Origin of the sequence: Flavobacterium sp. FlaQc-48, assembly GCF_044007335.1 — a bacterium.
In the GTDB taxonomy this organism is placed as follows: Bacteria; Bacteroidota; Bacteroidia; order Flavobacteriales; family Flavobacteriaceae; genus Flavobacterium.
This window is the reverse complement of the sequence record NZ_JBIPCR010000029.1, coordinates 44,640-62,362: the sequence shown is the minus strand read 5'-3', so window position 1 is coordinate 62,362 and position 17,723 is coordinate 44,640. Positions and strand designations below refer to the sequence as shown.

The following is a 17,723-nucleotide window of genomic DNA, read 5'->3' as shown; positions in this document are numbered from 1 at the left end:
AAGGTGGTTATTGCGGCGGGGCTCACCTCTTCCCATCCCGAACAGAGTAGTTAAGCCCGCCTGCGCAGATGGTACTGCAGTTATGTGGGAGAGTATGTCGTCGCCTTTCTTTTAAAAACCCTGTTTCACTGGAACAGGGTTTTTTGTTTTATACGGGTTTGTGATTTAACGGCAAGGTGCGCAAGGTTTAACTTTAAAGCTTTGCGAACTTTGCGGTTTTACTTTGCGGGCTTTGCGGTAAAAAAAACTATTTATCACAATTATGATCATAGATTGTGCACTCCCATGCTTGAAACCACTGCCAAAGTTTATGAAATTCTATAAATCGCCTGGCAAGCTTTTGCAGGCGTAATATTTTGGGATTTTTAAAATTTGGATTTTCTTTTAAAAATAATACTTCCTTTTATTTGTGGCTGCGTTAGGGATGGCAGCGGTATCCTTTTGCGATATCCTAATCCCCTTAGTCTTAAAGAAAACCACTCTCGCAAAAGATTTAGCGTACAGCCCGGCCCGGAGGGAAACGCCATAGTTATTCTTAATGGAACTATTGAACATCTATACGTTATCTTGCTGGATGTATTTTATCTTATTTTTTAGCTCTTGTAAAGAATTTTACCATCTTGTTTTCATGATATATTAAAAAGTGGTCTAAGATCGTTTGTTTTTAGTTTTGTAATTCTGATTATAAAATATGGCAGAATGTAATTTTAAATTATAATGATAAATTTGTCCTATCATTATAAATGTATAATATGACCGAATTGTTAAATGTAATTAGTAGTTTTCAAATACTTGATTTTGAAACTGAGCAGGCAATAAGTAAGTATTTCGTTGAGGAAAAGTTTAAGAAAGATGAATTTATTGTTCAGGAAGGGAAAACATGTCAGAAAGTATATTTTATTAAATCCGGAACTGTTCGTAGGTTTTGTTTTGAAGGTGGAGCAGAAGTTACCAAGTGGATTTATACTGATAACCAATTTATCACATCATTAAGTAGCTTTTTTGAGCAGAAACCTTCTTTTGAAAATTTTCAGGCTAGTGAAGAAACAATATTGTATTCGCTATCATATCGTGATGAACAAACTTTATTAGAATATCCCTTATTTTCTAAGTTTCATATTAAACAGCTTCGACTCTATCTTTCGAAAATTAATGAGTTTCATCATTTATTCCGGGTAATGAATGCTCAGGAAAAGTATTTGTTCCTGATAAATTCATTTCCACAAATAATCATTAAATCTAAATTGAAACATGTTGCATCGCTTATTGGCGTAAGTCAGGAGACATTAAGCAGGATACGTGCTGCAATTTCTTGATATTAGGTCAAGAAAAGACAGCTTATTTTTTTTAATATTTGTGGCTCATCAAATAGAGAAATATTGAAAAATAGTGTAATAGATAAGCAGGCGATTATTCGAAAAAATGTACATATTGGAAATTTTACAACTATTGAAAGTGATGTAATAATTGAAGATAATACATGGATTGGAAATAATGTGAATATTTTAAATGGTACAAGAATTGGAAAAAATTGCCAAATACATGCAGGAGCTGTGTTAGGAGGAATTCCGCAGGATTTAAAATACAAAGGAGAATATACTTTTTTAGAGATTGGAGACCATACTGTGATTAGAGAATTTGTTACCATTAACAAAGGAACTGCATCTAAAACTATAACGAGTATTGGTCATAATAATTTGATTATGGCTAACACGCATATTGGCCATGATTGCACTGTAGGTAATAATTGTACTATTGGGTTTAATGTGGGAATGGCCGGAGAAGTGATTGTGGGCGATTGGGCTAATATTAGCGGTTTAACAGCCATTCATCAATTCTCAATTATTGGTGAGCATGCTATGATTAGTGGTATAAGTCGTATTGTAAAAGATGTTCCCCCTTATGTGTTGGCGGCAAGAGAACCTTTGACTTATTGCGGATTGAATACCATTGGGTTGAAAAGAAGAAGCTTTGAAAGCGAAAAGATAGAGGAGTTAAAAAATATTTATCGTATCATTTTTCAGGAAAAAAAGAATACTGCCAAGGCTTTACAATTCATAAAAGAAAATTTCGTGCAAACTGTAGAACGAGATAAAATTATAGCTTTCATCAAAGGATCTACCAGGGGAATTATAAAAGGAAACGGATTGAGAGAATAATAAGCCATTGTCATTTTGGCTACTTTAAATTCCAAAATGGCTACATTCTTCGGTACATGTTTATAGACTTTTGTATTATAATTTAAAACAACAAAAAATGCAAAAGACAATTTTTATTACAGGAGCTTCATCTGGTTTAGGTAAATCAACAGCTAAATTATTTCAAAGTAAAGGGTGGCGCGTTATTGCGACAATGCGAAACCCTGAAAAAGAAACGGAACTCCATATACTTAAAGATGTAGTTGTGCTTCCGTTGGATGTGACCAACCCGGAACAGATTATTTCAACAATTAAGAAAGTTACCAATTTATATTCTGTAGATGTTGTAATGAATAATGCCGGTTATGGCTTAATTGGAGTTCTGGAGTCTTTGAGTGATGAGCAAATTCACCGTCAGATAGCAACAAATTTACTTAGTGTTATTCGGGTTTCTAAAGCTTTCACTCCTCACTTTCGTGAAAAAAAAAGCGGTACCTTTCTTAATATCACTTCTACTTTTGGATTAATAGGATTTCCTACCTGTTCGATTTATAGTGCGACAAAATTTGCCATAGATGGTTTTTCAGAAAGTATGGCATACGAATTAGCTCAATTTGGAATTCAGGTCAAGATTATTGCGCCTGGCGGAATGCAAACAGATTTTGCTGTTCGTTCTATGGAGTTAGGCCAACATACCGCTTATGAACAGTTGACAGCTGAAGTGAGCAAAGGTTATAGTCCTGAACAAATGGCTAATTATACTAAGGTAGAAGATATTGCTCAAATTACTTATGAAGCTGCAACAGATAATCAGAATAAATTGAGATATATCGCCGGAAATGATGCTATTGGTTTGTATGAGGAACGAGTTAAAGCGGGTGCAGAAAAACAGGTGCAGAATATTAAAACAATGTTTACTTTTTAATTTAATAGTAGAATATGAAAAATCAAGCTGTAGAACTTACTACCTTTAAATTAAATAATTTCAGTATTCAGGAATTCATTTTGGCGAATAAAGAAATTGATGAATTTTTAAAAAGACAAAAAGGATTTCTTTCCAGAAGTATTTTTGAATTAAAAAAAGGGATTGTACATGATTTGTTATTGTGGGAAAGTACACAAGATGGTACTGCTGCTATGCATAAATTGATGACGGAACTTAGTGATTCTGTTGTTCATGATATGATTGATCAAAGTACGGTAAGCTGGAACATTGCCCCAATTGAACATTTTGTAAATTTGAGGGATAAGGATTAGTTAAACCAGAAGTATAGTAAATCAATATTATGAAGAATCAGCCTAAAATATTCCATACTATATCTGAATTGCATGTTGCGATGGGGCAGCCAAAACCTATGCATCCTCTCATTAGTATTTTGAATTATGGACAAGCCATTTTTGATCCGAAAGATTTTGAACAGGGAATTATTTTGGATTATTACAAGATATCTTTCAAAACTCACTTTAAGGGAAAACTTCGCTATGGTCATGGTTTTTATGATTTTGAAGAGGGTGGAATGTCCTTTATTTCGCCCGGGCAAGTTTTGAGAATGCAGGATGAGGAAGCTGATTATAGCGGAATGTCCTTGCATATTCATCCGGATTTTATTCGTCCGTATTCTTTAAATACTACCATTAAAAAATATGGGTTTTTTAATTATTCCGCTTCTGAAGCGTTGTATCTGTCAGGGAGAGAAAAAGAAGCTATTCTAGGCGTTTTTGGTTCGATCCAAACTGAGCTTAATGAACGAATAGACAGTTTTAGTCAGGATGTAATTATCTCTCAAATTGAGCTTTTACTGAACTACAGCAATCGTTTTTACAACAGACAGTTTATTACCAGAAAAGCGATTAATCATGATGCGCTTGCTCAGTTAGAAACTGTAATAAATGATTATTTTGACAGTGAAAAAACACTCGTAAATGGTGTGCTAACGGTGCAGTTTTTAGCTGATGAATTGAATTTGTCGCCAAGATATCTGAGTGATTTGTTACGCAATCTTTGTGGTCAGAATACTCAGCAGTTTATTCATGATAAATTAATCGAAAAAGCAAAGGAATATATCGCTAACGGTACTTTTTCTGTTTCGGAAATTGGGTATAAACTGGGATTTGAGCATCCACAGTCATTCAATAAATTATTTAAGAAAAAGACGAATTTAAGCCCTGTAGCATTTAAGGAGTTATTCAATAAAAACTAAATTATGGCATCAATAAATTTTGAACAACTAAAAGAACGTTCTTTAAAAATAAGACAACGTTATCATGAATTAGAGTTAGCACATCATGGAAGTGAGTGGACAGTTGAAGAAGATGCATTAGCTTTTTTGACCGATGCTGGTTTAGTTGGGCGTCATGTCATGTCGCAACAAGGAAGATGGCCAAAAGAAAATACTCAGGAAGAATTGCAGCATAAACTGGGAGAATCTATCTGGTGGTTAACGATTTTAGCAGAACGTATGAACCTCAATATTGAAGAAGCGACGGAAAATTTCTTAGGTAAAACAGAAAAGTTGTTAGGTAAATAGTAGATCTTAAATCATAAAAAACCTCATAATGAACTGCCCCCAAAATGTTAGACACAATTTGGGGGCATTTTTTTTGAAATTTCATTGCAGATGCAATTTATTCGTTGAATTTTTTAATAGCTTCCGGAGAAACAGGGGTAAAAAAATTAATCAAATTACCATCCGGATCCCGAAATAACAATGAACGATTTCCCCATGGCATCGTTGTTGGCTCCTGAACTATATCGTTGACAAAATCCTTAATCCTTTCATATTCATCATCAACATTCTCAACACGGAATTCTATGATTACACTTTTGTTATTTGCGGGTTGTGCAACCCCTTCGCCAAAGAGGCTTAATGTTTTTGTGCTTCCTATTGCCAAAGTTGATGAACTTGTTCTTATTTCTGCAAAATCGTCCGTGAACCAGATCGCTTTTAAATTAGTTGCATTTTCTAAAAACGGAACTAAACGTTTAATGTCGGCAGTGATAATTCTTAATGAGGCTAAATTCATAATTTTGTTTTTAATTGTTTATTATGTTTCAAAAGTAAAGTGGTCTGGTGACAAGGGTATGTCAGGAGTGTTTAATTTTTTTGCCATATGACAAATTATAAGAAAGTAACTTTAACTAACTTGCAGTTATGAAAGAGTTTATAGAGTACATATTGCAATTTGGAAATTTAAATCAGCAGCAAATTGATTTGATTTCGAAAAAAGCAACTGAATTAGATCTTCCAAAAGATGAATATTTTTCGGAAGCAGGGAAAGTTTCTAAACAAGTTGGCTTTGTTTTAGACGGAATTGTGCGTGTTTGTTATTACAATAATAAAGGCGAAGAAATCACAAAATATTTTATTGAAGAAAATAATCTGGTAGTCGATTTGGAAAGTTTTGATAATGAAATTCCCTCGATGGCATATGTTCAGGCCATTACGAATTGTAGACTAATTGTTTTTTCCAGAAAGGACTGGCTGGAACTTTCTGATACTATTATTGGCTGGGATGCCATTGTACATAAAATTATTTCGAAAGCGCTGAGACAAAAAGTGGAAAGAAGAAGTCCATTAGTTTCAGAAGATGCTACGACACGTTATTTGATGTTTTTGGAGATTTATCCAAATGTTGTCAATAGGATTCCGCTTTCTTATATCGCTTCTTATTTGGGGGTTACGCAATCTTCGTTAAGCCGGATTCGAAAAAATATCCAATAAAGTTATTTTTTGCCAAATGGCAAATGATTCCATTTTGAATTGAAAGACCTTTGTTTCAATAATTTAAAATATAGAAAAATGAAATCAGTATTAATTACAGGAGCAAATAGAAGTATTGGATTGGAAACAGTCAAAAAACTTTCGGAAAAAGGATTGTTTGTTTATTTAGGATCACGCGATCTTGAAAAAGGAAAAGCAGTAGTAAAGGAATTAACCGCAAATGGATTCGGAAATATCAAAGCAATTGAAATTGATGTTACAAAACCCGATTCTATTTTAGCTGCCAAAAATACAGTTGAAAGCGAACAGGGAAAATTAGATATTCTGATTAACAATGCTGGAATTAGCGGGGCTTTACCTCAAAATGCTTCGAATACTCCGATCAAAGATATTCAGGAAGTATTTGACACGAACTTTTTTGGTGTTATCAGCGTTACACAGGCATTTTTAGGATTGCTTAAAAAATCAGACAGTCCAAGAATCAGTAATATTACGTCAGGGCTTGGATCTTTGACCTTACACAGCGATCCAACCTGGAAATATTATAACTTTAAATCATCAGGTTATGGAACATCAAAAGCAGCTTTAAATGCGTACACCATTAATTTGGCTTACGAATTAAGGGAGTTACCATTTAAAGTAAATGCAATTGATCCGGGTTATACCGCAACAGATTTTAACCACCATAGCGGACCGGGAACTGTAGAAAGTGCAGTAGATTTTATAATTAAACATACATTAACAGATGAAAATGCCCCTACAGGACAATTTTTCAGCAATGATATAGAAGATGAAACCGGAGTTAGTCCCTGGTAAAATAAACTAAAAAAACTTAAAACCTCCAAAGCGATTCACTTTGGAGGTTTCTTTTTTATTTACTTCTTCTTAATGAAATAATGGTTTGCAGGATAACCGAAGTCATCACGAAAAACAATCCAAAGTAAAAGGATATACTCATTTCTTTTCCTTCATTAAAAAATACAAAAGCTAAAATTATAGCATAAACAGGTTCTAAATTAAAGGTAAGATTAGTTGTAAAAGCAGGTATTTTTTTTAAAGCTTCTGCAAATAAAACATACAAGCCAACCGTACAAAATAAGGATAATAAAATCAGATAATAAAAGTCATTTTCACTGGGAATTAAACTTTTAGCAGGAAAGAAAATCAGATAAAGGGGCATAAGGATTGTTAAGCAAATTGTACCTCCGGTCATTTGGTAATAATTAATGATTTTGCTGTCGTATGTTTTAACTAATTTTTCATTATAAATAGTATAAAGCGCTGCAAATGCAGATGAAATGCAGCCTAATAGAATTCCTGTGTGATACGAGCTGTCAAAATGGAAAATCAAACTTATTCCACATAGTGTGATCGCACTAAATACGAATTGAGAGAAAACGAGTTTATTTCTATTGAGCAATGGTTCAAAAATGGCAGTAAAAAAGCTTGTTAAGCAATAACAAACTACGCCTATAGAAATGTTGGAGTATTTGATACTGGCATAAAAAAATACCCAATGAATGGCGAGAAAACATCCAATTTTAGCAATATTTAGTTTTTCCCGAATGTTGATTTGTACTACTGTTTTGGTCAGCCTGATAAGAAAAAATAAAATAATGGCAGAAAAAAAGGTTCTGTACCAAACTAAGATTCCTTCATTTAGAGAAATGAGCTTACCGAAAATACCGGTAAAACCCGAAAGTATTACAGCTAAGTGTAGTTTTAAATATGAATTTTTCATGAAAATGGATTGTCCGAAACCGAACAAGATTTAATTAATTACTAGTTAAATATGAAGCACAGAAAAACAGTTGACATTTTATCAACTTATAACTTCATCTTATTTTAGAAAGAAATTAAACTCTTGGCGGAGGAAGACAACCTTTTCTATTCATTGTTTTTGTTTTTTCAAATGTATGAAAATTTGAATAGTACTCTAAATTCGACTACCTTTTTTTTCGTTATAATAATAAACGTTATAGAAGAAATTTTATGTTGAAAATAAAAAAGACATTAATCACCAATAATTTTTTTTCGATGTTCTATACCCCAATCTGTCAAATTATTAATGATTGTCTGCAGTGTTTTTCCGTGGTCCGTCAGTGTATACTGAACAGTGATAGGTTGTGTTTCTAAAACAGATCTTTTAATCAGTTTATTTATTTCCAATTCTTTTAATTCCTTGCTTAGCATTTTATTTGAAATGCCCACAACATCATTCAGGATATCAGAAAATCTTCTTTTGTTATAAAAACAGATCGACGATATAATGGCTATTTTCCATTTTCCGCTTAGCACGTCCATTGAGTCCTGAACAGCCATCATTTCTTTTTTGTGCTGTTCTTTTTCAGGTATGTTACACTCCATAAGGTTACTTTGTTACTTCAAGGTTACTGTTACTTTTAGTTACAAAGTTACTAAAATAAATTAATCCGTTCTAAATTTGCATCTGTAACATTTTAAAAATACAAAAATGAGTAAATTAAAAAATAAAGTAGCCATTATTACAGGTGCTTCAAAAGGAATTGGTGCTTCGATTGCAAAATATTTTGCAGCAGAAGGAGCAAAGGTTATTGTTAACTATGTTTCAAGTAAAGAAGATGCTGATAAAGTAGTAAAAACGATAACAGATAATGGAGGAATAGCAATTTCGGTTCAGGGTGATGTTTCTAAAGAATCAGATGTTAACCGATTATTCGAAGAAACAAAAAATGCTTTTGGAGCATTAGATATTCTGGTAAATAATGCCGGCATTTATCAATATGCCCCTATCGAAGAAGCTTTAGAAGAATCTTTTCACAAGCAATTTAATACGAATGTTTTGGGATCTCTATTTGCTATTCAGGCAGCTTTAAAATTGTTTGGTGAAAAGGGAGGAAATATTATCAATATTAGTTCAGGCGCAAGCAACACACCGTTGCCAACAGGTGCCGTATATTCTGCAACTAAAGCCGCATTAGATGCCATCACGATTTCTTTGTCGAAAGAATTCAGCGGAAGAAACATCCGTATCAATTCTATTTTACCAGGTGTGGTAGAAACAGAAGGTTCACATAGTGCCGGCTTTATAGGTAGTGATTTCGAAGCGAAATTAGTTGCCACTACACCGCTTGGCCGTACAGGACAACCGGAAGATATTGCAAAAGTTGCCGTATTTCTTGCTTCTGATGATGCAGCATGGATCACGGGAGAAAAAATCTCTGTTTCAGGAGGTATTTACGGGATATAATTTCATCTATTAAAAAATTAAAAGAAACAAAATGAGCAAATTAAAAAATAAGGTAACAGTAGTTACAGGCGGTAATAGTGGAATTGGATTTGGTATTGCAGAGGCATTCAAAAACGAAGGAGCTGTTGGTACCATTACAGGAAGAAATGAGAAAACATTAAACCATGCTATAGAAATCCTTGGTGAAAATTTTATCAGTATTTCTGGCGATGTTACGAATTTCAACGATTTAGAAAATACATTCAAAAAGACCTTCGATAAATTTGGCAAAATTGATGTATTGGTAGTAAATGCGGGCGGAGTTGTAGATGGTGTTGCAATGGGAGACATAGCAAATACTACAGAGGAAAGTTATGATAGTTATATGGATTTGAATTTGAAAAGTGCTTATTTCACGGTACAAAAAGCGCTTCCGTATTTAAACGATGGTGCTTCTGTCATTCTTATCGGTTCTAGTGCTGCACATCGTGCCGCTCCGGGAATGGCAATTTATGGAGCAGCAAAAGCGGCTATTATATCATTGGCAAAAGGGCTGTCATTGGATTTACTATCAAGAAAAATAAGGGTAAATGCGCTTTCACCAGGTTCTATTGATACGCCTGTTTTTGGAAAACTCGTACCAGAAGAACAGCTAGAAAACGTAAAACAAATGTGGATAGACATTACACCAGTAGGCAAACAAGGACTTCCGTCTGACATTGGTCATGCTGCTGTATTTTTAGCGTCAGATGATTCGGCTTTTATAGTGGGTACTGAAATCTTATCTGATGGTGGTTTAACTAATATTAGCCTGATGAAATAATTATCATACAAGTATAAATGATTAATCTAACGAATTGATCTTAATGTAGTGCTGCAATATTAAACAGCAAATTTGAACCTAAAACCTCCAAAATCAAATGACTTTGGAGGTTTTTGATTTGTAAGCCAATTTGGAATAGCTTATTAATTGTAGTAAAATGTTATATTCGTTAAAGTGTTTAAAGAACTGAAACTTTTGACATTTTTTTTAATAATATTATTTATAATTGATCCTCTGGTATTAAAAACAAAAGTAGAAATGAGCTTTAGACAATTAGATTTTCAAAGATTTGATGAGGCAGGTAATTATGCTTTGAATGAAGAATATATCCTGTCCTATTTATATTCTGATGGCTGGACGGAACGTTTATTAAAATTTACGATTTTTACTGATATCTATTATGAATGCAAAGGACAAATTAGTTTTTACAATAGGAACAAAATTAGTCAAAAATAGAAGCAGATATTGGATTTGAAGCTCCTTTTGAAATACCTGTGGAAATTAAAAATTTAATAGACCTGCTTATTAATCAAAAGGAATTAGGTTTGCAAAACCATTATTCAGATTTTTTTCTGGAAGATTCAGTTCATGTAAATTTTGTTATTAATCATAAAGAAATCTCTCATAATGTTTCAATAGGAATATTACTTGAAGAGGTACAAAATCAAAATGAATCTGAAAAATTGATATTCCTTTTAAATAAAGAATTTAAAAAATTACGAGAAGAAATGTATCATAAAATGTTGTTAGATGAATAAGATATTAAATTGTTTGCGTTCTTTTATAATGGACTTCAATGAAAAAAAAATGTCAGATATTAATTTTAAAGATGAAAATTTTAAAAAATTACTGTTAGACTTAAAAATTAATTCATTAGCCGAAGTAACAGAACTTAATTGCGAGCGCCATAGCTTCAGTTTAACTTCTATCAATGAAATTAAGTATTTTCCTAATTTGGAAACACTAACTATAAATTCATATGACTTAGAAGAGTTGGATCTTGGATATAATCTGAAATTAAAAAATATTACTATTGAAGATAGCGAACATCTTACAGAAATTGATTTTTCAAAAAACAAACTATTAGAAGTTCTCATACTGGGGAATTTATTTGTAGAAAAATTAGACTTAAAAACGAACATCAACCTAAAAAAAATATTTCTTGATGGTTTAAACGAATTGGAAGATTTAGACTTAACAAATAATATAAATCTGCAAGAAGTACATCTCGAACATATGAGGCTTGATGCTACTCTAAATGAAAAAAATAAATCGCTTAAAAAAATTTATTGTTCATATGGACCATCATGTAGCTGGGATGAAAACGGTTTGCCGGAATTAGAAGAGCTTACGCTGGAAAATAGTGAATTAGATTCAGTTGATGTTAATTGTTTTCCCAAATTAAAAAAATTAGATATAACCTGGAATCAAATATCAGAGATTGATCTTTCAGAAAATGTTCTCTTAGAAGAGTTATTTATATTAGATAATGCATTTTCGGCAATCAATCTCGAAAAAAACGTAAATCTAAAATCCCTTTCTTTAGGAGGAGATCATGATAGGGAGTCCAATAAATACGTTAGTCATACTCATTTAGACCTGACTAATAATACTAAATTAATCAACTTATATATTAGCAAAAGTAGCTTAGCAGGAATAGATTTATCTAAAAACTTGTCTCTTGAAGCACTTTACATTGATGAAAATCCAATAAAATCTATTCATTTGTCCGATAATATTTCAATTAATAGATTGATAATGCAAAACACAATGTTGGAAAGCTTAGACCTTTCCGAAAATAAAAAATTAGAAGATGTTACTTTAAAAAACAATAAATTAAGAACGATTCAATTTCCTAGTTCGATGAATATTGTGCATTCAAGTTTGTCTAAAGATTTATTAGAAGAGAAAACGATAAACCACTTAATACAGATGGGTTTAGTTTTTGAAGAATAAGTTGCAATAATGTTGGTTTAAAAGTGTTCTATTGAGCAAGCCCACTAAAAAGTTGAATTTATGTTATAGTTTAGAAGTGAAAAAATAAAGTATAAGATTAAATAGATAAATTATGAAAAATAAAATTTATTACATAGCATTATTATTCATCATTACTTTAATAATTTCCTGTTCTTCAGATGAAAGTTTGAGTTATAAAAACGATTTTCAAAGCAGTCAGGCGACGTGGTTAAATTTTAAAGAATCTTCGAAAAATTCATATAAATATGTTGTTGCCGGAGGTTCGGTATTTGCAACTTACAGCTGGCAGACTACAATAACAGTTTCAAACGGAAAAATCATATACCGAAATTTTAAATATATTGGTAATACAGCCAATATTCCGGCAGAACAATTAGAGTGGACAGAGAATGAAAGCGAAATAAATAGTCATCAAAATGGCGCCGCTGCTTTAACATTAGATGAAATCTACGCTAAAGCAAAAGAGGAATGGCTTATTAAACGAAAAAATGCAACGAATTATTTTGAAGCAAAAAATGATGGCTTAATATCGCAATGCGGATATGTCGAAAAAGGCTGTATGGATGATTGCTTTGTTGGGATTACCATAAAAAGTATTGAACGTTTATAAGTTCAATAGATTAAGATTTTTTATTGCTGATGCAAATGAGTTAATCGACGTTTAGTATGATAGAGGAAATGTAATTATGAAAATTAGATTTTTAATTTTGCTTTTGGTTATTTATAGTTGCGGAACTAAAACAGAAAAAAGTATTTCGAAAAAACCGGAACTAGAAAAGCCCATTCTGAATGAAATAGAAATACATAAGAAAAAGTTTTTTGTTGGGGATTTTGATAATGATAAAATTGACGATACGGCATTTGTAAATTATAAATGGAATGTAATAACAAATGAAATTGAATGTGGAAAAAATAATTGTGATATAGATATTCAATTTAAAAGTAATATTCCTAAAATAAGTTTTGCTCAAAGTTTAGGGATCTTTGTAGCGAAAACTGAAGATGTTAATAATGACAAGGCAAACGAAATAATAGTTTTTTCAAGAACAAATCAAGGTTGGTGGAATAATATTTCAATCTGGTCATTTAAAAATAGAACCTGGCATATGATCGCAAAAACTAATGCATTCATATCAGAAGATAAGGATTTTGAAAATCGGATAATTAAAGAAAAAGGAAAATATTATTTAATTGGCCAAGATAAATGGGAAGAAGATGAAAACGGAAATTTTAAAATAATAAAAGTGAAATTGAGTAATTGATTAATAAAAACTGCAACTATATTTTTTCTCAATTTTAAGAGTTCATTTATTGCGGCATTATATTTGTCTTGCCTGAAGAAGTAGTGAACCTTAAAAAACAACAATTAGTAATTTTTAAATCAAATGGAAAATCAAATTAATGTACCAAAACCCTGCAGTCAAAATTGGAATACAATGATACCAAACAATGAGGGTAGATTTTGTAATTCTTGTAGTAAAACAGTAATTGATTTTACAAAAATGGAGAACAAGGAAATTAAAAAATATTTGATTGAAAATTCAGGAAAGGAAAGTATTTGCGGGCATTTTAAGTTGGATCAAATTAAGAATGAGAAGAGTATCAAATATGATGATTTAAGAAATAGAATTAGCAGAATCAGGATTAAACCCATTAAAAAAATGGCTCTGTTCTCATTGAGTCTTCTTTTTTCTTTAACAAGTTGTATGGGAAAAGCTGTAATAGATGGAGAACCCGCAGTAATCGATAATGATACCATTAGCGATAATGAAATCATCAATAAAGAAAAGGATACACTAAAGCCGAATGATTCTATAAAAAGTGAAATTATTCAGGTAAAATAGAATAAGTAGCAACAGACAATATTTGTTTTTTAATTCTAAAAAAACTCCTTAATAAATTAAGGAGTTTTTTTGTGGATCTTTACTAACTTATTTACGAAATATCTTCTACAGGATTTGGAAAAATTTTGAATAATATCAGACAGAGAAATCATTCTGTTTTAATCTAAATTGCGTTGATAAATTGTATTTTGAATATTCTTATATTCGCCTTACGAAATGCTAAATTGCACAAAATCAGTCAAAGAAATGTATTGGTACTATTTGATTACTGGTAAAAAAGAATTACGAAATGAAGAAAAAAGTACAAATGAAAACAAAACTTATTATTACAATTATCCTTTTGACTTTTTTTATAAAAGTTCAATGCCAGGATATAACAAATTTTAAAATTGATTTTAAATTGTCTTTAGACAAAACATTTAATGAAAAAAAACTAAATGATTTGTTTTCAAAATATCCGCATCTTTTAACTCCACAAAGTGATATCACACAATTAGCATCAAATTTAAAAGGACAAACGTTAACAAACTTTCCGTTAAGCGATTTTAAAAATGACAATTTATATATTGATAACATTGATAAGCTATTGAATTCAGACAATTCATTTCAACGTTTGTTTTCATATTTAATAATTGGAGCTTCTAATGATCTCACAAAAGAAGAACAATTGTTAAAGAAATTAAAAACAGAAAAAGAAAAAGGGAATTTAGTTTGGTGCGGAATGGCATTACTGAATTTAAAAACGAAACATACTACTGAACTATTTGACTTTTTAGTAGAAAACGAAAACTTTGGTGATGCCCATATGTTGCCTTTGTTTTTCAAACTAGGCAAAAATAGTTTACAGGAAACAGCATACAAAAGATATAATAGTGAAAATGTAAAAGCTAAAATTTTAGCTATTCAGATATTATCACAAACTGGAAAAAATGCCGAAACAGAGAAAATTGTTTTAGAGGCTGTTAAAAATTGGGATATGAACATAAAAGGGTATGCAATTTATACGGTAAAAGAACTCCAAATGGGGGATTTATTGGAAACCTTTAAGCCGCTTTTAGACAATGATAAAATAAGAAAAATTGCCTTACAAGCTTTGGCTAATAGCCCAACAAATAGTGATAATGAATATCTAAGATCATTAACAACTCAAAAGGATAGTATTTCAGATGATTTATTAGATTGTTTTTTTGAATCAAAGAAGGTTGAGAATGTAAAGTTTTGGTTAGAATTATTAAAAACAAAAAAGGTTTCAGATGATTATTATTTTTCGGTTTCAAAAAATAAATTAATTTATTCTGACGAGTTATTATCATATGTTCAAAATACTTTAAAAGAATGTAAAAACGAAAAGGTAATTGGAGAATTAGTGAGAGCGCTACAAGGTAGAAAAGATACTGAAAGTATAAATATTCTAATTGCCTTCTTAAAACATGAAAATTCTTCTGTAAGATATTGGAGTGCTGTTGCATTGCAAGGGAGTAAAAATCAAAAAGTAATTGATCTTTTGCCAGACTTAATAAATGATCAAGAATATAGAACAGTTGCTCTAGTGAATTTATTTATTGAGAATAATATAAATAATCAACAAAGTACATTCGAAAAAATATATAAAAATAATGGTGAAGATCAAGATTGGGAAAGAAGCTCGATAGAATATTTGGCAAATTTTCCATTAGAAAAACATAAAGAACTTTTTAAAAAAATCCTGAAAAGTGATCAGTCAGATTTTTCAATCAGATATGATGCAGCATTAGGATTGGGAAGATTAAAAGATATTAGTTCAGTAGATTTGTTAATTAAAGTTTGTGAAGAAACCAGAAAAGAAAGCGATTTAAATTCAAGAACATATTTGCAAGCATTAGCAATGGTTAAAGGAGAAAAAGCAAAAAAAGAAATTAAAACATTTTTAAACAGTGATGAAGAAGTTGTAAAAGAACTTGCAAGTGAATTATTGAAAAATTGGAATTAAATAAAAATAGAGCTCAGGTAATGACATAACAAAAACTCCTTAATTTCTTAAGGAGTTTTTGCTTTTTAAAGGTTATTTCCCTTTTATTATTTTTTCAAGATATTCAACTTTTTCTTTTTCAGCCTGAACTAAACGTTCGTAAAGTTCTACAACTTTATCAAGGGGGTTGAAAGTACAGTTGTAATTAGTACTTGCAAAGTGGCTATTATTTACAGCTTCATTAAAAGTGTTAAAAAAATTAATCATATTTTCTTCTGAAAAATTTTTGATTGCTTCTACTGTTACACCCAATGCTTTTGCAATTTCTGCAAGTTTTCCATCTTCTATAGTTTCACTATTTTCAATAGCAGATATAGTTTGCTGGTTTGTTCCTAAAGCTTGTGCCAAAGCTTCTTGTTTCATGTCGCGAAGTTCACGAATACGGCTAATTTTTCGCCCTATATGATTTGGTTTTGATAGTGTGCTCATAATTCAAAGATATTTAAAATTTCTCAGAGATTTCCGATTTAGTAAAAAACAGGTTTGAAATTGTATGATACAATTATACAAAAAAAAACTCCTTAATTTCTTAAGGAGTTTTTGGTGGGGTGTCAGGGACAGCAATCGAACACTTAATAGCAATTCTGACATTTTTTGAAAATTTATTTTAATACTAGAAAGTTTGCATTATTTTTTCTAATTCAATTTTATTTTCCTTATGAAATGGTACTTCTAAAAAAGTCCAATCTATATCCAATAAAAATGGTTGAAACTTATCCATTAAGATTGACATTAAATTATTAGAGTTGTCTTGAAAAGAATCTACTCCAAGTCTTAGATCAATATCAATAACATAATTAAATTCTTTGTTGTTTTGAAAAAGGAACGTGTTACTCAAAAACTGATTAGGTGTTAATTTAATATTTGCCAACAGGCTCGTATTTAGTTTTAATTCTCCCCAATACCATTTTTCGAAGTTGTACCAACCGTAATAATCATCTGTCTTTATTTCAAGTTGTAGCCCAAGTGATTTGTTAATCCATTCAGCAATTTTATCAATTGATTCATTTGATTTTACACCAATATAAAAAGAAGTCGATTCATAGCCATAATAAACTAAATTATTAATTAGTTCATCGTAAGATTTTAATCTTATTCTCTCTTCGTAGCCATTTTCAGCACACTCTAATTCAAAATATACAATTTCTGGTGTTTCATATTCGTTTTCAACATTATAACCATAGTCAAAACACAATATTGTATCACCGCCCATAGTGGAAAGAATTGGAAGTCTGTCTAAATAAAGAAAATTTGTATCTGAAGAATTTTCTAATTTCTCTTTATCCATATATTCTAATAAAACATCCTTTAAGGTCTTATAACCATTGTGGTTAATTATTGGATCAAAAACAGAGGCATTACATAAAAGTTCGTTTACTTCTCCGTTATAATTCAAAGCACTTTTCCATAAAAGACCACCATTTTGTAGTTTTATATGTTCTTTATATAGTGCTGGAAATTTAAATCCAATTTCGATTTCTTTTTGAAGTATTTGATCTTCTGTTCTTCCAATTGTTTCTTCCGTAAAACCTGCTGAAGGTTGTTTCCAAATATCTTTTATCATGTAATGTCCTAAATATTGTTAAGATTCTTGTCTTGCAAAATTACTATCAACTTTCTTATTTGTTCTACTTTATGGTGCACATCTATCTTTTTTTCGATGTACATGTGTTAAGTAATCAGGTAAAAGTTTTTACAATAGTACATAAAAACAGAATGCTTAGGATTGGTGTTTTTTAATAAATTGAGATTATTTTGAAACGAAACGAATTATGTGAAGTATGACATAAAAAAAACTCCTTAATTTCTTAAGGAGTTTCTTGGTGGGCGATGAGGGGTTCGAACCCCCGACCCCCTCGGTGTAAACGAGGTGCTCTGAACCAGCTGAGCTAATCGCCCTATTTTACTAGGTTGCTATCGTTTGTGATTGCGAGTGCAAATATAAGGCACTTTTTCAGTTCTGCAAACAAAACCCGCTAAAAATTTAAAGTTTTTTTAAAGTT

Annotated in this window: 22 protein-coding genes, 1 tRNA gene and 1 rRNA gene; 18 read left to right on the top strand and 6 right to left on the bottom strand. The window is 31.1% G+C overall.

Going from position 1 to position 17,723, the window contains the following annotated elements; genetic code table 11:
- The 7 genes from rrf to ACHRWY_RS27005 all read left to right on the top strand — a co-directional run bounded on the left by rrf (window position 1) and on the right by ACHRWY_RS27005 (window position 4,666).
- Window positions 1–109 (top strand): 5S ribosomal RNA (gene rrf, locus ACHRWY_RS27035).
- Window positions 110–752: 643 nt separating this feature from the next.
- Window positions 753–1,316, top strand: a complete 564-nt coding sequence (locus ACHRWY_RS27030; protein ID WP_395359046.1) for a Crp/Fnr family transcriptional regulator — start codon at window positions 753–755, stop codon at window positions 1,314–1,316.
- Between the two features lie 63 nt (window positions 1,317–1,379).
- Entirely contained in the window at window positions 1,380–2,159 is a 780-nt protein-coding gene (gene lpxA / locus ACHRWY_RS27025) for an acyl-ACP--UDP-N-acetylglucosamine O-acyltransferase (RefSeq protein WP_395359044.1), read from the top strand.
- Window positions 2,160–2,256: 97 nt separating this feature from the next.
- Window positions 2,257–3,063 (top strand): SDR family oxidoreductase, encoded by an 807-nt coding sequence (locus tag ACHRWY_RS27020; protein WP_395359042.1) that lies wholly within the window; start codon window positions 2,257–2,259, stop codon window positions 3,061–3,063.
- Window positions 3,064–3,077: 14 nt separating this feature from the next.
- The gene (locus ACHRWY_RS27015; RefSeq protein WP_395359040.1) at window positions 3,078–3,395 is read left to right on the top strand and encodes a hypothetical protein; all 318 of its coding nucleotides are present in this window, start codon (window positions 3,078–3,080) and stop codon (window positions 3,393–3,395) included.
- A gap of 29 nt (window positions 3,396–3,424) precedes the next feature.
- A complete protein-coding gene (locus ACHRWY_RS27010) occupies window positions 3,425–4,339 on the top strand; it encodes a helix-turn-helix domain-containing protein (RefSeq protein WP_395359038.1) in 915 nt (304 codons plus the stop codon).
- Between the two features lie 3 nt (window positions 4,340–4,342).
- Complete coding sequence (locus tag ACHRWY_RS27005; RefSeq protein ID WP_395359036.1) at window positions 4,343–4,666, top strand: MazG-like protein; 324 nt, start codon at window positions 4,343–4,345, stop codon at window positions 4,664–4,666.
- Between the two features lie 97 nt (window positions 4,667–4,763).
- On the opposite strand, the gene ACHRWY_RS27000 is transcribed toward ACHRWY_RS27005, so the two are convergent.
- Complete coding sequence (locus ACHRWY_RS27000) at window positions 4,764–5,162, bottom strand: VOC family protein (RefSeq protein WP_395359034.1); 399 nt, start codon at window positions 5,160–5,162, stop codon at window positions 4,764–4,766.
- Between the two features lie 128 nt (window positions 5,163–5,290).
- Here ACHRWY_RS27000 and ACHRWY_RS26995 point away from each other — a divergent pair, with 128 nt between their 5' ends.
- Together ACHRWY_RS26995 and ACHRWY_RS26990 are read left to right on the top strand one after the other, a co-directional pair.
- Window positions 5,291–5,860, top strand: a complete 570-nt coding sequence (locus ACHRWY_RS26995; RefSeq protein WP_395359032.1) for a Crp/Fnr family transcriptional regulator — start codon at window positions 5,291–5,293, stop codon at window positions 5,858–5,860.
- 78 nt (window positions 5,861–5,938) lie between these two features.
- A complete protein-coding gene (locus ACHRWY_RS26990; RefSeq protein WP_395359030.1) occupies window positions 5,939–6,676 on the top strand; it encodes an SDR family oxidoreductase in 738 nt (245 codons plus the stop codon).
- A gap of 55 nt (window positions 6,677–6,731) precedes the next feature.
- On the opposite strand, the gene ACHRWY_RS26985 is transcribed toward ACHRWY_RS26990, so the two are convergent.
- Complete coding sequence (locus ACHRWY_RS26985; protein WP_395359028.1) at window positions 6,732–7,601, bottom strand: DMT family transporter; 870 nt, start codon at window positions 7,599–7,601, stop codon at window positions 6,732–6,734.
- 272 nt (window positions 7,602–7,873) lie between these two features.
- Entirely contained in the window at window positions 7,874–8,227 is a 354-nt protein-coding gene (locus tag ACHRWY_RS26980) for a winged helix-turn-helix transcriptional regulator (protein ID WP_395359026.1), read from the bottom strand.
- A 106-nt stretch (window positions 8,228–8,333) separates the two neighbouring features.
- On the opposite strand from ACHRWY_RS26980, the gene ACHRWY_RS26975 reads away from it, so the two are divergent.
- From ACHRWY_RS26975 to ACHRWY_RS26935, 9 genes are all read left to right on the top strand, one after another.
- Window positions 8,334–9,089, top strand: coding sequence for an SDR family NAD(P)-dependent oxidoreductase (locus ACHRWY_RS26975; protein WP_395359024.1), 756 nt, complete (start codon window positions 8,334–8,336; stop codon window positions 9,087–9,089).
- 31 nt (window positions 9,090–9,120) lie between these two features.
- Complete coding sequence (locus ACHRWY_RS26970) at window positions 9,121–9,891, top strand: SDR family oxidoreductase (protein ID WP_395359022.1); 771 nt, start codon at window positions 9,121–9,123, stop codon at window positions 9,889–9,891.
- Between the two features lie 258 nt (window positions 9,892–10,149).
- Window positions 10,150–10,347 carry a hypothetical protein gene (locus ACHRWY_RS26965; protein WP_395359020.1) on the top strand — a complete coding sequence of 66 codons (198 nt, stop codon included), beginning with the start codon at window positions 10,150–10,152 and terminating at the stop codon, window positions 10,345–10,347.
- Window positions 10,348–10,385: 38 nt separating this feature from the next.
- Window positions 10,386–10,649, top strand: coding sequence for a hypothetical protein (locus ACHRWY_RS26960; RefSeq protein WP_395359018.1), 264 nt, complete (start codon window positions 10,386–10,388; stop codon window positions 10,647–10,649).
- Complete coding sequence (locus ACHRWY_RS26955; RefSeq protein ID WP_395359016.1) at window positions 10,642–11,847, top strand: hypothetical protein; 1,206 nt, start codon at window positions 10,642–10,644, stop codon at window positions 11,845–11,847. Before ACHRWY_RS26960 ends, ACHRWY_RS26955 begins: the two co-directional genes overlap by 8 nt.
- A gap of 112 nt (window positions 11,848–11,959) precedes the next feature.
- Complete coding sequence (locus ACHRWY_RS26950) at window positions 11,960–12,478, top strand: hypothetical protein (protein WP_395359014.1); 519 nt, start codon at window positions 11,960–11,962, stop codon at window positions 12,476–12,478.
- A 76-nt stretch (window positions 12,479–12,554) separates the two neighbouring features.
- Window positions 12,555–13,130: a hypothetical protein gene (locus ACHRWY_RS26945; RefSeq protein ID WP_395359012.1), complete on the top strand. Its 576-nt coding sequence runs from the start codon at window positions 12,555–12,557 to the stop codon at window positions 13,128–13,130.
- Between the two features lie 123 nt (window positions 13,131–13,253).
- A complete protein-coding gene (locus ACHRWY_RS26940) occupies window positions 13,254–13,712 on the top strand; it encodes a hypothetical protein (protein ID WP_395359010.1) in 459 nt (152 codons plus the stop codon).
- A gap of 289 nt (window positions 13,713–14,001) precedes the next feature.
- Entirely contained in the window at window positions 14,002–15,681 is a 1,680-nt protein-coding gene (locus ACHRWY_RS26935; RefSeq protein ID WP_395359008.1) for a HEAT repeat domain-containing protein, read from the top strand.
- A gap of 72 nt (window positions 15,682–15,753) precedes the next feature.
- Here the strand turns inward: ACHRWY_RS26935 and ACHRWY_RS26930 are convergent, their stop codons facing one another.
- The 3 genes from ACHRWY_RS26930 to ACHRWY_RS26920 all read right to left on the bottom strand — a co-directional run bounded on the left by ACHRWY_RS26930 (window position 15,754) and on the right by ACHRWY_RS26920 (window position 17,619).
- On the bottom strand, window positions 15,754–16,149 hold the full coding sequence (locus tag ACHRWY_RS26930; RefSeq protein WP_395359006.1) for a helix-turn-helix transcriptional regulator: 396 nt from the start codon (window positions 16,147–16,149) through the stop codon (window positions 15,754–15,756).
- Window positions 16,150–16,333: 184 nt separating this feature from the next.
- A complete protein-coding gene (locus ACHRWY_RS26925; protein ID WP_395359004.1) occupies window positions 16,334–17,284 on the bottom strand; it encodes an SMI1/KNR4 family protein in 951 nt (316 codons plus the stop codon).
- A gap of 257 nt (window positions 17,285–17,541) precedes the next feature.
- Window positions 17,542–17,619, bottom strand: a tRNA-Val gene (locus ACHRWY_RS26920).
- Window positions 17,620–17,723 lie beyond the last annotated feature (104 nt).

Excerpts from the sequence above, each read along its gene's own strand:
- ACHRWY_RS27030 (WP_395359046.1), top strand. The coding sequence starts at position 753 with ATGACCGAATTGTTAAATGTAATTAGTAGTTTTCAAATACTTGATTTT.
- ACHRWY_RS27020 (WP_395359042.1), top strand. The coding sequence starts at position 2,257 with ATGCAAAAGACAATTTTTATTACAGGAGCTTCATCTGGTTTAGGTAAA.
- ACHRWY_RS27015 (WP_395359040.1), top strand. The coding sequence starts at position 3,078 with ATGAAAAATCAAGCTGTAGAACTTACTACCTTTAAATTAAATAATTTC.
- ACHRWY_RS27010 (WP_395359038.1), top strand. The coding sequence starts at position 3,425 with ATGAAGAATCAGCCTAAAATATTCCATACTATATCTGAATTGCATGTT.
- ACHRWY_RS27005 (WP_395359036.1), top strand. The coding sequence starts at position 4,343 with ATGGCATCAATAAATTTTGAACAACTAAAAGAACGTTCTTTAAAAATA.
- ACHRWY_RS27000 (WP_395359034.1), bottom strand. The coding sequence starts at position 5,162 with ATGAATTTAGCCTCATTAAGAATTATCACTGCCGACATTAAACGTTTA.
- ACHRWY_RS26995 (WP_395359032.1), top strand. The coding sequence starts at position 5,291 with ATGAAAGAGTTTATAGAGTACATATTGCAATTTGGAAATTTAAATCAG.
- ACHRWY_RS26990 (WP_395359030.1), top strand. The coding sequence starts at position 5,939 with ATGAAATCAGTATTAATTACAGGAGCAAATAGAAGTATTGGATTGGAA.
- ACHRWY_RS26985 (WP_395359028.1), bottom strand. The coding sequence starts at position 7,601 with ATGAAAAATTCATATTTAAAACTACACTTAGCTGTAATACTTTCGGGT.
- ACHRWY_RS26980 (WP_395359026.1), bottom strand. The coding sequence starts at position 8,227 with ATGGAGTGTAACATACCTGAAAAAGAACAGCACAAAAAAGAAATGATG.
- ACHRWY_RS26975 (WP_395359024.1), top strand. The coding sequence starts at position 8,334 with ATGAGTAAATTAAAAAATAAAGTAGCCATTATTACAGGTGCTTCAAAA.
- ACHRWY_RS26970 (WP_395359022.1), top strand. The coding sequence starts at position 9,121 with ATGAGCAAATTAAAAAATAAGGTAACAGTAGTTACAGGCGGTAATAGT.
- ACHRWY_RS26965 (WP_395359020.1), top strand. The coding sequence starts at position 10,150 with ATGAGCTTTAGACAATTAGATTTTCAAAGATTTGATGAGGCAGGTAAT.
- ACHRWY_RS26955 (WP_395359016.1), top strand. The coding sequence starts at position 10,642 with ATGAATAAGATATTAAATTGTTTGCGTTCTTTTATAATGGACTTCAAT.
- ACHRWY_RS26950 (WP_395359014.1), top strand. The coding sequence starts at position 11,960 with ATGAAAAATAAAATTTATTACATAGCATTATTATTCATCATTACTTTA.
- ACHRWY_RS26945 (WP_395359012.1), top strand. The coding sequence starts at position 12,555 with ATGAAAATTAGATTTTTAATTTTGCTTTTGGTTATTTATAGTTGCGGA.
- ACHRWY_RS26940 (WP_395359010.1), top strand. The coding sequence starts at position 13,254 with ATGGAAAATCAAATTAATGTACCAAAACCCTGCAGTCAAAATTGGAAT.
- ACHRWY_RS26935 (WP_395359008.1), top strand. The coding sequence starts at position 14,002 with ATGAAGAAAAAAGTACAAATGAAAACAAAACTTATTATTACAATTATC.
- ACHRWY_RS26930 (WP_395359006.1), bottom strand. The coding sequence starts at position 16,149 with ATGAGCACACTATCAAAACCAAATCATATAGGGCGAAAAATTAGCCGT.
- ACHRWY_RS26925 (WP_395359004.1), bottom strand. The coding sequence starts at position 17,284 with ATGATAAAAGATATTTGGAAACAACCTTCAGCAGGTTTTACGGAAGAA.